The sequence below is a fragment of the Nocardioides ganghwensis genome (assembly GCF_014779655.1).
GTDB classification, from domain to species: Bacteria; Actinomycetota; Actinomycetes; order Propionibacteriales; family Nocardioidaceae; genus Nocardioides; species Nocardioides ganghwensis.
Genome location: NZ_JACXYX010000007.1, coordinates 155,862 through 168,302, shown reverse-complemented (window position 1 = coordinate 168,302; position 12,441 = coordinate 155,862). Strand labels below are relative to the sequence as shown.

Below are 12,441 nucleotides of genomic sequence, written 5' to 3'. Positions count from 1 at the left end.
CGTCATGCCAAGCCCCTCACCGGGCCGCACCCCGTGGGCCCGCCGCGTCGTCGCCCCCCTGCTCGTCCTGCTCGTCTCGTTCTCGACCGCGTGCCAGTCCACCGCGGAGCCGTCCGCGTCGCCGGAGCGGCTCAGCCGGGACGACGCGCGGGTGACGCTGGCCTCGCACCCGGTGCCGACGAGGACCACGATCCACCGCGTCTTCGGCCGGCTGCCCGACGCCCGCCGCAAGGCCGTGCGCAAGCAGGTCGGCGCCGTCGTGGACCGGTGGTGGGAGGCGGCCTACCTCGGCGGGGCGTACCCGCGCAGCAGCTTCCCGTCCGCCTTCCCGGGCTTCACCGACGCGGCGGAGGCGAGGGCGCGCGGCGACAAGGCGCTGCTCACCAACCGGACCGGCGGCCCCCGCATCGACTCGGTCACGGCGCGCAAGCGCTCGGTCGTGGTCGACATCATCGCGACGGGCGGGCAGGCCCGGACGGTGACCGCCCACGTCCTGCTCAGGTTCGACACGACCGGCTCGAAGACCGGCACCACGACCGTACGCGGGCGGCTCTTCCTGACCCGCAAGCGCGGAGCGTGGCGGATCTTCGGCTACGACCTCGCGAAGGGAGCCCGGTGATGCACCGTCTCGCAGGCCGCGTACGCCGCGCCCGCCGCTGGGGCAGGGCGACCGTGCTCGCCACCGTCCTCGGCGTGACCGCCCTCGTCGTGCCGCAGTCGGCGGTCCAGCCGACCGACGTCGCCCTGGTGAAGATCCGGCACGCCCAGGGGGTGGCCACCGGCGGCGAGGACGTCGTGTGGATCCTGGCGGTCGGCTCGGACGCGCGACCGGGCCAGGCGATGACCCGGGCCCGGGGTGACGCGCTCCAGCTGGTCGGGATCAACACCCGGACCGGCGCGGCCACGGCGATCGGCGTGCCCCGCGACTCGTGGGTCGCCATCCCCGGTCACGGCCGGGAGAAGATCAACTCCGCCCTCTACTTCGCCGGCCCGCGCGGCATGGCCGGCGCCATGCGCAACCTCGTCGGCATCGAGCCCGACTACGTCATGGTGACCCGCTTCCCGTTCTTCGAGGACATGGTCGACGACATCGGCGGCATCACCGTCACCAACCCGCGCCGGTTCTGGGACCCGAACCTCAAGAAGGAGGGCTTCCGCCAGGGACGGATCCACCTCGACGGCTACAACGCCATGGCCTTCTCCCGGATCCGCAAGAGCCTCGTCGGCGGCGACTTCGCCCGCTCGGCCAACCAGCAGCGCACGCTGCGCGGCATCCACGCCCGGATCCGCAGCCAGGCGGACCGCCCCGGCTTCATCGAGCGCGGCGTGATGTCCGTGATGGCGCACACCGACACCAACGCCTCGCCGGCCGAGCTGTTCGAGATCGCGCAGGCCGTCGCCCAGGTCGACCCGCGTCGCATCACCACCTGCGTGGTGCAGGGCCGGATCGGCTTCGTGGGCGCGGCGAGCGTGGTGTTCCCCGACGTCGCGCAGGCCCGTCGACTGGGCCGCGAGGCACGGCAGGACGCCACCCTCCGCGGCTGCTGAGGCCGCTGAGGAGAGTGGACGTCCCGCCGTCGGTCGGGGTGCGGGTCGGGGTGCGGGTCAGTGCGGGTAGATGCGTCCGGCCGTCCGGGCCAGGTCGATCACGACCGCGTCGGAGTAGAGCTTGATCCGCAGTCCGATCACCTGCGAGCCGCGGTAGCCGGTGTCGACGAGCTGGCGCTGGATCTCACCGACGCCGTTGGGCAGCTCCACCACGCCGCCGGGGACAGGGACCTCCACCGGCTGCCCGCCGACGGTGATCGAGCCGATCGCGGTCGAGACCTTCGACCGGACCCCCTTGCCGGTCTTCTGGCGCATCGCCGCGCGCGAGCTGACGTCGGTGATGACGAGCTGGGCAGTGGGGATGGACACCGACCGGATCGCGGTGCGGGACCAGCCCTTGGCGACCTTCTTCCTGCGGAACTGGTCGCCGTTGACCTGGTAGGTCACGCCGTCGAGGACCACGGGCACCGGCACCAGCTGGCTGGCGTGCGGGACCTGGTAGGTCTGGGTGCGCCCGCGCGTGCCCTGGCAGGGGAGTGCCTTGTGCTGGACGTTGCCGAACTTCAGCGCACCCTGGAGCGCCTGGTAGTCCATGGCGGTGCCACCGGACCGGAACACGCCGACGGGGGCCGGTCCGCCCATCCGGACGCGGGCGGTGCCGAGCTCGACCAGCTGGCGACGGTCGCCCGCGGTCACCTCGATCCGCAGCGCCGAGGCCTGGGACTGGGCGTTGTGGCTGTTGGCCCGGCCGTTCTCGTAGCCGAGCGCGATCGAGCCGAGCCCCGGGATCACGATCGGCTTCGTCACGTCGCTCAGCACCTGGAAGACCTGCTGGGCGGCTTCCTGGGTGCCCGTGAACACCGTGTCGCTGACCTGGTCGAGCGGCGCCAGGAGCTGCTGGAGCTCGGGCGGCAGCTGCTGCACGACCGTGTTGTCGAGCAGCTCGAGGGAGATGCTCGCGAAGGTGAAGCTCTCGTCGTGGCCGTAGCCCTGCGGTGTGTTGAACGCGTGCGCGGTGGTCTGCAGGCCCGTGATCACCAGCCGCGGCGTGGTCAGGGATCCCACGGTGCCGCCGATGCTGATGTCGCCGATCGTGTTGGTCCCGCGTACGCCGTGCGTGGCGCCGTCGACGTACGTCTCGGTGCGGCTGGTGCTGGCCGAGACGCGGATCAGCGGGTTGTCCGGGACCGACACCGCGCTCCGCTGCTGCACGACCTTGCCGGCCGTGCGGGTGCAGAGCTGCTGGGCGTGGGCGTCCTTGAGGTTGAGCGCCTCGACGCTGTCGGTCACCAGCTTCACGCCGTAGACGTCGCCGCGGTAGCCGAACTTCGTGAGCCCGTCCGCCGCGCCGGCCCGGGCGTCGGCGCCGTCGCCCGCCCGCGCCGGTGCCGCCGACCCCGCGGACAGCACGAGCGTGGCCGCCAGGCCGACGCCGGCCGCGCCCACGAGCCGGCGCGCCCACCCGGTGCGCACCTGGTCCTCCACCCGATCTCCAACCCGTCCTTGCACGTTTCCCTCCCAGGGTCTCGGGGAGCCCACGACTGGGCCGGGCCCAGGTGACCGACCAGTAACTCCCTCGACCCGTCAACGAGGGGGGCACGGATTGGTGACGGTGGTCACCGGAGGACGTCCCGGGAGTCGCCACCGCGACGAGAACGGTGGGACGACGAAGGCCCGGACCTGGGCGGGTCCGGGCCTTGCTGGTGGGCGCCTCCGGCAGGATTCGAACCTGCGGCACCTGGTACCGGAAACCAGTGCTCTATCCCCTGAGCTACGGAGGCCCGCACCGGCCCGGGGGCCGGTGCGCGGTGAAGACTACCCGCCCCGCTGCGTGGCGGTGAAACCGCCTAGCGGAGTGCGAGGGAGCCGGAGGTCGTGGCCGGGAAGGGCAGGGCGTCGTGCTCGGCGATCCGCGCGTCGAGCGCGCTCGCCACCTCCTCCGGCCACGGGGCCGTCAAGCGGGTCTCGAGGTCGATGTGGAGGAAGATCTCCTCGACCACGCACGCGACCCGCTCGTGGGTCTCGTCGAGCAGGTAGACGAGGACGTGCGCGGCGCGCTCGGAGCGGCCGAGGAGGCGTACGCGCGCCGACATCGTGTCGCCGGTGCGCAGCTCGGCGAGGTAGGTGACGTGGTGCTCGGCGGTGAAGCAGGCGTGGCCGTGGGTGAGCGGCCACATCTGCGGGATGCCCACCTCGACCAGGGACTCGTCGAGGCCCTCGCTCGCGATGCCGATGTAGTGGCGGACGTTGAGGTGGCCGTTAATGTCCTCGAAGGGCATCGGCACGGGCTGCTCGACGTAGGCCGGGAGGTCGATGAGCTGGTCGTAGGTCGGGTGCGTCGTCACAGGCAGGACCCTAGGGCAGGTCGCGCCGGCGTGGCGGCGCCCGGGCGGTGGTCAGGGCGTGAAACCGGTTCGGTCGGTGGCAGGCGCCGCCGATAGGCTTGCCCGGTGAACCCCGAGCAGCTCTCCGAGACCATCGTCGATGCGCTGTCGTCCCTCGTGGCCGACGGCGCGATCACGCTGCCAGACGGCGTGCCGACCCAGGTCACGGTGGAGCGACCCCGGCAGAAGGGGCACGGCGACTACGCCACCAACGTGGCGCTCCAGCTCGCCAAGAAGGCTGGCACGAACCCGCGCGCCTTCGCGGACCTCGTCGCCGAACGGCTCCGCGCCGCCGACGGCATCGCCGAGGTCGAGGTCGCCGGACCCGGGTTCCTCAACGTGACGGTCGAGGCCGGCGCCCAGGGCCAGGTGGCGGCCGACGTCGTCGCGGCGGGCGAGGCGTACGGCTCCTCCGACGCCTTCGCGGGGGAGAAGATCAACCTCGAGTTCGTCTCCGCCAACCCGACCGGGCCGCTCCACCTCGGCGGGGTGCGCTGGGCGGCGGTGGGCGATGCGCTGGGCCGGATCTTCGAGAAGACCGGTGCCGACGTCACGCGCGAGTACTACTTCAACGACCACGGCGCCCAGATCGACCGCTTCAGCTCCTCGCTGCTCGCCAGCGCCAAGGGCGAGCCCGCACCGGAGGACGGCTACGGCGGCCAGTACATCCACGACATCGCCGCGGCCGTCGTCGAGCAGCGCCCCGACGTCAAGGACCTCGACGACGCGCAGGCCCAGGAGGTCTTCCGCGAGGTCGGCGTGGACATGATGTTCGCCGAGATCAAGAAGTCGCTGCACGACTTCGGGGTCGACTTCGACGTCTACTTCCACGAGAAGTCCCTGCACGACTCCGGCGCGGTCGGTCGCGCCATCGAGCGCCTCACCGAGATGGGCAACACCTACGAGGCCGACGGCGCCCTGTGGCTGCGCACCGAGCAGTACGGCGACGACAAGGACCGCGTGATCGTCCGGTCCAACGGCACCCCGGCCTACATCTCCGGCGACCTCGGCTACTACCTCGACAAGCGCGAGCGCGGCTTCGACCGCTGCTTCATCATGCTGGGGGCGGACCACCACGGCTACGTCGGCCGGATGAACGCCATGTGCGCGGCCTTCGGCGACGAGCCCGGGAAGAACCTCGAGATCCTCATCGGGCAGATGGTCAACCTGCTCCGCGACGGCGAGCCGATGCGGATGTCCAAGCGCGCCGGCACGGTCGTCACCATCGACGACCTGGTGGACGCGATCGGCGTGGACGCCAGCCGCTACGCCCTCGCCCGCTACCACTCGGACTCGCCCATCGACATCGATCTCGACCTCTGGGCGAAGGCGACCAACGACAACCCGGTCTTCACCGTGCAGTACGCCCACGCGCGGGTGGCGAGCCTGATGCGCAACGCCGCCGACCTCGGGGTCGAGGCGCAGTCGCACCCCGAGCTGCTCAGCCACGAGAAGGAGGGCGAGCTGCTGCGCGCGTTGGCGGAGTTCCCGCGCGTCGTCAAGGCCGCGGCCGAGCTCCGCGAGCCGCACCGGGTGGCGCGCTACCTCGAGGAGCTCGCGGGCACCTACCACCGGTTCTACGACAGCTGTCGGGTGCTGCCGCGCGGTGACGAGGAGACCGGTGACCTCCACCGGGCCCGGCTCATGCTCGTCGACGCGACGCGCGTCGTGCTCGCCAACGGCCTCGACCTGCTCGGTGTCTCCGCCCCCGAGAGGATGTGATCGGTCGTGCCGACCGCCCACCCCTCCGGCTGGGCGCACGCCGACGGCGCGCTCCGGGCGAACCGGCCCGGTGGTCCCCACTGGCTGCGTGAGCCGAGCGACCCCGACGCGCTGGTGCCGTCGCTCTGGTCGCAGACCGCCACCAAGGCCGACGGCGTGCTGAGCGTCGGGGGAGTGCCGCTGCCCGAGCTGGTGAGCGAGCACGGCTCCCCGGCGTACGTCCTCGACGAGGCCGACTTCCGCAGCCGCGCCCGCGCCTTCCGCGACGCCTTCGCCGCCTACGACGTCTACTACGCCGGCAAGGCGTTCCTCTGCACCACCGTCGTGAGGTGGCTGGCGGAGGAGGGCCTCTCGCTCGACGTGTGCTCCGGCGGCGAGCTGGCCGTCGCCGAGCGCGCCGGCTTCCCGATGGAGCGGGTGGGCTTCCACGGCAACAACAAGACGCTCGCCGAGCTCGAGCGGGCCGTCGAGCTGGGCGTGGGCCGGGTCATCGTCGACTCCTTCCACGAGATCGAGCGGCTGGCGTCGGTCACGAGCGAGCGGGGTCGCACGGTCGGAGTCATGGTGCGTGTGACCGCCGGCGTCGAGGCGCACACCCACGAGTACATCGCCACCGCCCACGAGGACCAGAAGTTCGGCTTCTCCATCGCCAGCGGCGACGCGCTCGACGCCGTACGCCGCGTGCACGAGGCGCCGGGGCTGCGCCTGCTCGGTCTGCACTCCCACATCGGCAGCCAGATCTTCGACACCTCCGGCTTCGAGGTCGCTGCCCGCCGGGTGCTCGCGCTGCACGCCACCGTGAGCGAGGAGGTCGGCGTCGAGATGCCCGAGATGGACCTCGGCGGCGGGTTCGGCATCGCCTACACCACCCAGGACGACCCGTCCGACCCCGCGCAGCTCGCGACCGAGATCACCAAGATCGTCGAGCACGAGTGCCGTGCCCTCGGGGTCGCCGAGCCGCGGCTCTCGATCGAGCCGGGCCGCGCGATCGTCGGCCCGTCGATGTGCACCGTCTACGAGGTCGGCACGGTCAAGGAGGTCGCGCTCGACGGCGGCGCCCGCCGCACCTACGTCTCGGTCGACGGCGGCATGAGCGACAACATCCGCACCGCCCTCTACGACGCCGACTACTCCGCGACGATCGCCTCCCGCCGCTCAGGCTCCGCGCCCGCGCTGGCCCGCGTCGTCGGCAAGCACTGCGAGGCCGGGGACATCGTCGTCAAGGACGAGTTCCTGCCCGGCGACGTACGCCCCGGCGACCTGGTCGCCGTGCCCGGCACCGGCGCCTACTGCAGATCCATGGCCTCCAACTACAACCACGCGCTGCGTCCTCCGGTGATCGGAGTTCGGGACGGTAAGACTTTCACCGTGCTGCGACGAGAGACTGAGGCCGACCTGTTCGCGACCGATGTGGGTGTTCTCTGATGACTACGGGTGACAAGCAGCGCCCACTGGGCGTGGCCGTGCTCGGCTGCGGGGCCGTCGGGTCCCAGGTCGTGCGCCTGCTGGGCGAGCAGCGCGACGACCTCGCCGCCCGTGTCGGGGCGCCGGTCGAGCTGGTGGGGGTCGCCGTACGCCGGCTCGACGCCCCGCGTGACGTCGAGGTCCCCGAGGGACTGCTCACCACCGACGCCCACGGGCTCGTCGCCCGCGACGACGTCGACCTCGTCGTCGAGGTGATCGGGGGCATCGAGCCGGCCCGCTCGCTGATCCTTTCCGCGCTGGAGAACGGCGCGAGCGTCGTCACGGCCAACAAGGCCCTGCTCGCCGAGGACGGACCGACGCTCTTCGAGGCGGCCGCCAAGGCTGAGCGCGACCTCTACTACGAGGCGGCCGTGGCCGGTGCGATCCCGATCCTGCGTCCGCTGCGCGAGTCGCTCGCCGGCGACAAGGTCACCCGGGTGCTCGGCATCGTCAACGGCACCACCAACTTCATCCTCGACAAGATGGACACCTCGGGCGCGGGCTTCTCCGAGGCCCTCGAGGAGGCCCAGGAGCTCGGCTACGCCGAGGCCGACCCGACCGCCGACGTCGAGGGCTTCGACGCCGCGGCGAAGGCCGCGATCCTGGCCAGCCTGGCCTTCCACTCGCGGGTCACCGCCTCCGACGTCTACCGCGAGGGGATCTCCGAGGTCACGGCCGCCGACGTCGCGAGCGCCCGCGACATGGGCTCGGTCGTCAAGCTGCTCGCGATCTGCGAGCTGCGGGGCGACCAGGTGGCCGCCCGGGTGCACCCCGCGATGATCCCGCGGTCGCACCCGCTCGCCAGCGTGCGCGAGGCCTACAACGCCGTGTTCGTCGAGTCCGAGGCCGCCGGGCAGCTGATGTTCTACGGCCCGGGCGCCGGCGGCTCGCCGACCGCGAGCGCCGTGCTCGGCGACCTCGTGACCGTCGCCCGCAACCGGCTGGCGGACACCCGCGGCGCGGGTGAGTCGGCCTACGCCGACCGCGCGGTGCTGCCGATGGGGGAGACCCGCACCCGCTACCACGTCGCGATCGACGTCGACGACCGGGCGGGCGTGCTCGCGGCGGTCGCCAACGCGTTCGCCGACCACGACGTCTCCATCCAGACGGTCCGCCAGGAGGGACGCGGCGCCGACGCCCAGCTCGTCGTCGTCTCCCACGCCGCCCCCGACGCCGCGCTCAGCGCCACGGTCGACCAGCTGCGCAGCATGGACATCGTCCGCGAGGTCACCTCGGTGATGCGGGTGGAGGGTGGCGACGAATGAGCAGCCCCACCCACCAGTGGCGCGGCCTCATCGAGGAGTACCGCGACCTCATCGACCTCCTGCCCGAGGGCCTCGAGGCCGTCACGCTCCGCGAGGGCGGCACGCCGCTCGTCCACTCGGAGTGGCTCTCGTCCCTCACCGGCGGGCAGGTGTGGCTCAAGGTCGAGGGCGACAACCCCACCGGGTCCTTCAAGGACCGCGGCATGACCACCGCGATCTCGGTCGCCAGGCACGAGGGCGCGCAGGCCGTCGTCTGCGCCTCGACCGGCAACACGTCGGCGTCGATGGCGGCGTACGCCGCGAAGGCTGGCCTCAAGCCGCTGGTGCTCGTGCCGGAGGGCAAGATCGCCGCCGGCAAGATGGCGCAGGCCGTGGTGCACGGCGCCCAGATCATCATGGTGCGCGGCAACTTCGACCACTGCCTGCAGATGGCCAAGGGCCTGGCCTGGGACTACCCCGTGGCGCTGGTCAACTCGGTCAACCCGGTCCGCCTCCAGGGCCAGAAGACCGCTGCCTTCGAGATCTGCGACTTCCTCGGCGACGCGCCCGACTACCACCTGCTCCCGGTGGGCAACGCCGGCAACATCTCGGCCTACTGGATGGGCTACGAGCAGTACGCCGACCTCGGCCGGGCGAGCAAGCGTCCCGTCATGCGCGGCTTCCAGGCCGAGGGCGCCTCGCCACTGGTCACCGGCGAGCCGTTCCCGGACCCCGAGACCAAGGCGACCGCCATCCGCATCGGCAACCCCGCCTCGTGGAAGCTCGCCGAGGCCGCCGCCCACGAGTCCGGCGGCCGGTTCGCTGCGGTGAGCGACGCGCAGATCCTCGCCGCCCAGGCCGAGCTGGCCCGGAACGACGGCGTCTTCGTCGAGCCTGCCTCCGCCGCCGGGATCGCCGGCCTCCTGTCGGAGCTCGCGGCGGGGGAGAGCTACGCCGGTGCGACGGTCGCGATCACGGTGACCGGTCACGGGCTCAAGGACACCGCCACCGCGCTGGAGTCGTACGGCGACGTCGTCGACACGGTCGTGGACGCCGACGTGGCGGCCGCGGCAGCGGCCGCCGGTCTCGCCTGAGCATGGCGACCTTCGTCGACGGCCCCGTCCGGGTCAGCGTCCCGGCCACGTCCGCCAACCTCGGCCCGGGGTTCGACTCCCTCGGCCTGGCGCTGTCGCTGCGCGACGAGCTCGAGGCCGAGGTGCTGCCCGACGGGCTGGTGGTCGACGTGGCGGGGGCCGGCGCCGACGGCGTGCCCCGCGACGAGTCCCACCTCGTCGTCCGCGCCATGCGCGCGGCCTTCGACCTCATGGGGGAGCAGCCGCCGGGCCTGCGGCTGTCGTGCCGCAACGTCATCCCGCACGCGCGCGGCCTCGGGTCGTCCTCGGCGGCGATCGTCGCGGGTGTCGTGCTCGCCCGAGGGCTCGTCGCCGGCGGCCAGCTGCTCGCGTCCGACGAGGCGCTGTTCGACCTCGCGGCCGACCTGGAGGGGCACCCCGACAACGTCGCTCCCGCGTTCTACGGCGGATTCGTGATCTCCGGTCGCGAGGCGGACCGCTGGTACGCCGTGCGCGCGGGCGTCGACCCCCGGATCACCGCGGTCGTGTTCGTCCCGCCCGACGGCGTCGAGACCGCCGTGGCCCGCGGCCTGCTGCCCGGCGTCGTCCCGCACGCCGATGCGGCCGCCAACGCCGGTCGCGCCGCGCTGCTGGTCGCCGCGATCACGGGGCAGCCGGAGCACCTGCTCGCCGCGACCCGCGACTGGCTCCACCAGGACCAGCGCGAGCCCGCGATGCCGCGGACCCTGGAGCTCGTACGCGCGCTGCGCGCCGACGGCGTGCCGGCCGTCGTGTCCGGCGCCGGCCCCACCGTGCTGGCGTTCGGGTCGGCTGACACCGCGGACCTGCTCGCCCGCTGCCCGCAGGGGTGGACCCCTTACGAGCTGTCCGTGGACGTCGAGGGCGCGCGCCTCACCTGACCCGGTCGGGCCGCGCGAGCCGGCGCGACGATGTGGGCGTCGGCTGCTGGGCACTGCTGGCTGCCGCAGGGCGACGTGCCTGCTAACCTGACCGCGCGCCGTTCGGCGTACCTGCCCGTCCCGGTCCTCCGGCATCCGCGAGGACTGCGTGCTCGGGCGACCACCATCCGCCTCGCGGGCCGTTCTCCGCCTCGCAGGCGACGCGACGTGCGAAGGATCCACGTGACCGAGACCCCCTCGAAGCCTGCCAAGAAGGCCCCCGCCCGGTCGGCCGGCCTCAGCTCGATGCTGCTGGCGGACCTGAAGTCGATGGCCGTCGGCCTCGGCATCTCCGGTGCAGGCTCGATGAAGAAGGCCCAGCTGGTCGACGCCATCAAGGCGACCCAGTCGGGTTCACGGCCCGCCGAGGCGACGCCCGCCGAGACGACGCCCGCTGCGGCCCCCGAGCGCGAGACGGCCGAGGCCCCGCCAGGCGGCCAGGCTCCCGCGCAGGAGCCCGCGCCCCAGACGACCGTGCGGACCCGTACGCGCAAGCAGCGCCAGGCCGAGCAGGCCGAGCAGGCCGAGCAGAAGCAGGCCGAGCAGCAGCAGGCCGAGCAGCAGGACCAGCAGTCCGGCGACCGCCAGCAGCAGGACCAGCAGCAGGCTGACCAGTCCGGTGACCGGCAGAAGCAGGACCAGAAGCAGGACCAGAAGCAGGACCAGAAGGGCCAGAAGAACCAGAAGGGTCAGAAGGGCCAGCAGTCCGCGAAGGACGGCAAGCAGGACAAGCAGCAGTCCCAGCAGCAGGACAAGCAGCAGGACAAGCAGCAGGGGCGCCAGAACCAGCAGAACCAGCAGCAGGCCCAGCAGAACCAGCAGCAGAACCAGCAGCAGAACCAGCAGCAGAACCAGCTCGACGACGACGAGGACGGCGAGGGCGGCAGCCGTCGCAACCGTCGCCGCCGCGGGCGCGACCGGACCACCGTGCGGCAGGGGGGTCGCAACGAGCCCGACACCACGATCCTCGAGGACGACGTGCTGGTGCCGGCCGCCGGCATCCTCGACGTGCTGGACAACTGCGCGTTCGTGCGGACGTCGGGCTACCTGCCCGGCCCGGAGGACGTCTACCTGTCGCTGTCGATGGTGCGGAAGTACCACCTGCGCCGGGGCGACGCGGTGGTCGGCCAGGTCCGACAGCCGCGCGAGGGCGAGCGTCGCGAGAAGTTCAACCCGATGGTCCGCATCGACAGCGTGAACGGCACCGAGGCCGACAGCGCCAAGGAGCGCCCCGAGTTCTCCGACGCGGTGCCGGTCCACCCGCACCAGCGGCTGCGCCTGGCCACCGACGACGCGAACCTGACCGGCAAGGTCGTCGACATCGCCTCGCCCGTCGGCAAGGGTCAGCGCGGCCTGATCCTCACGCCGCCGCGTACGGGCGCGACGTCGCTGCTGCAGTCGATCGCCCAGGCGGTGACGACCAACAACCCGGAGTGCCACGTGATGGTGGTGCTGGTCGACGCGCGTCCGGAGGAGGTCACCGACTTCCAGCGCGCCGTCAAGGGCGAGGTCGTCGCCTCGACCTTCGACCGGCAGCCCGCCGACCACACCCTCGTCGCGGAGCTCGCGATCGAGCGCGCCAAGCGCCTGGTCGAGCTCGGCCACGACGTCGTCGTGCTGCTCGACTCGCTGACCCGCCTCGGTCGCGCCTACAACCTCGCCGCACCGGCCAACGGTCGCGTGCTGGCTGGCATCGTGGACGCGTCCGCGGTCCACCCGACCAAGGAGTTCTTCGGTGCCGCCCGCAAGATCGAGGACGCGGGGTCGCTGACGGTCCTGGCCACGGTCGCGGTGGGCACCGGCTCGGCGACCGACGAGTTCTTCCTCGAGGAGATCGCCGGCACCGAGAACTGGGAGCTGGCGCTCAGCGCGGAGCGCGCGGCCAAGGGCATCGTCCCGGCCGTCGACGTCGCCGCCTCGGGCACCCGCCACGAGGAGAGGCTGCTGGCCCCCGCCGAGGGAGCCGTCGTCGGCGACATCCGCAAGCAGCTCGCCGCCGCGGACTCCCAGCAGGCCGTGGCGAAGGTCGTCGGCGGTCGCTGACCGC

Annotated in this window: 10 protein-coding genes and 1 tRNA gene; 8 read left to right on the top strand and 3 right to left on the bottom strand. The window is 72.6% G+C overall.

The annotated features are described in order from the left end of the window. Positions 1–4 precede the first annotated feature (4 nt). Both IEZ24_RS10555 and IEZ24_RS10550 read left to right on the top strand, forming a co-directional pair. A complete protein-coding gene (locus tag IEZ24_RS10555; protein ID WP_129453610.1) occupies positions 5–619 on the top strand; it encodes a hypothetical protein in 615 nt (204 codons plus the stop codon). Then, positions 619–1,548, top strand: a complete 930-nt coding sequence (locus IEZ24_RS10550; protein ID WP_129453609.1) for an LCP family protein — start codon at positions 619–621, stop codon at positions 1,546–1,548. The genes IEZ24_RS10555 and IEZ24_RS10550 overlap by 1 nt, the downstream gene beginning before the upstream one ends. Positions 1,549–1,605: 57 nt before the next feature. Here IEZ24_RS10550 and IEZ24_RS10545 read toward each other — a convergent pair whose 3' ends face one another. The 3 genes from IEZ24_RS10545 to IEZ24_RS10535 form a co-directional block, all read right to left on the bottom strand. After that, complete coding sequence (locus IEZ24_RS10545; protein WP_129453608.1) at positions 1,606–3,033, bottom strand: choice-of-anchor P family protein; 1,428 nt, start codon at positions 3,031–3,033, stop codon at positions 1,606–1,608. 223 nt (positions 3,034–3,256) lie between these two features. Beyond that, positions 3,257–3,329: transfer RNA gene (locus tag IEZ24_RS10540), tRNA-Arg, on the bottom strand. 66 nt (positions 3,330–3,395) lie between these two features. Beyond that, complete coding sequence (locus IEZ24_RS10535; protein ID WP_129453607.1) at positions 3,396–3,893, bottom strand: thioesterase family protein; 498 nt, start codon at positions 3,891–3,893, stop codon at positions 3,396–3,398. 105 nt (positions 3,894–3,998) lie between these two features. Between IEZ24_RS10535 and argS the strand changes: the two genes are divergently transcribed. The 6 genes from argS to rho all read left to right on the top strand — a co-directional run bounded on the left by argS (position 3,999) and on the right by rho (position 12,437). Then, entirely contained in the window at positions 3,999–5,654 is a 1,656-nt protein-coding gene (gene argS, locus IEZ24_RS10530) for an arginine--tRNA ligase (RefSeq protein ID WP_129453606.1), read from the top strand. A 6-nt stretch (positions 5,655–5,660) separates the two neighbouring features. After that, entirely contained in the window at positions 5,661–7,079 is a 1,419-nt protein-coding gene (lysA, locus tag IEZ24_RS10525; protein ID WP_129453605.1) for a diaminopimelate decarboxylase, read from the top strand. Next, positions 7,079–8,383, top strand: a complete 1,305-nt coding sequence (locus IEZ24_RS10520; protein ID WP_129453604.1) for a homoserine dehydrogenase — start codon at positions 7,079–7,081, stop codon at positions 8,381–8,383. The genes lysA and IEZ24_RS10520 overlap by 1 nt, the downstream gene beginning before the upstream one ends. Continuing rightward, positions 8,380–9,456: a threonine synthase gene (gene thrC / locus IEZ24_RS10515; protein WP_129453603.1), complete on the top strand. Its 1,077-nt coding sequence runs from the start codon at positions 8,380–8,382 to the stop codon at positions 9,454–9,456. The genes IEZ24_RS10520 and thrC overlap by 4 nt, the downstream gene beginning before the upstream one ends. A 2-nt stretch (positions 9,457–9,458) precedes the next feature. Further along, positions 9,459–10,355 carry a homoserine kinase gene (gene thrB, locus IEZ24_RS10510; protein ID WP_129453602.1) on the top strand — a complete coding sequence of 299 codons (897 nt, stop codon included), beginning with the start codon at positions 9,459–9,461 and terminating at the stop codon, positions 10,353–10,355. A 222-nt stretch (positions 10,356–10,577) separates the two neighbouring features. Then, entirely contained in the window at positions 10,578–12,437 is a 1,860-nt protein-coding gene (gene rho, locus IEZ24_RS10505) for a transcription termination factor Rho (RefSeq protein ID WP_165355970.1), read from the top strand. Positions 12,438–12,441: the final 4 nt, after the last annotated feature.

Excerpts from the sequence above, each read along its gene's own strand:
- IEZ24_RS10555 (WP_129453610.1), top strand. The coding sequence starts at position 5 with ATGCCAAGCCCCTCACCGGGCCGCACCCCGTGGGCCCGCCGCGTCGTC.
- IEZ24_RS10550 (WP_129453609.1), top strand. The coding sequence starts at position 619 with ATGCACCGTCTCGCAGGCCGCGTACGCCGCGCCCGCCGCTGGGGCAGG.
- IEZ24_RS10520 (WP_129453604.1), top strand. The coding sequence starts at position 7,079 with ATGACTACGGGTGACAAGCAGCGCCCACTGGGCGTGGCCGTGCTCGGC.
- thrC (WP_129453603.1), top strand. The coding sequence starts at position 8,380 with ATGAGCAGCCCCACCCACCAGTGGCGCGGCCTCATCGAGGAGTACCGC.
- thrB (WP_129453602.1), top strand. The coding sequence starts at position 9,459 with ATGGCGACCTTCGTCGACGGCCCCGTCCGGGTCAGCGTCCCGGCCACG.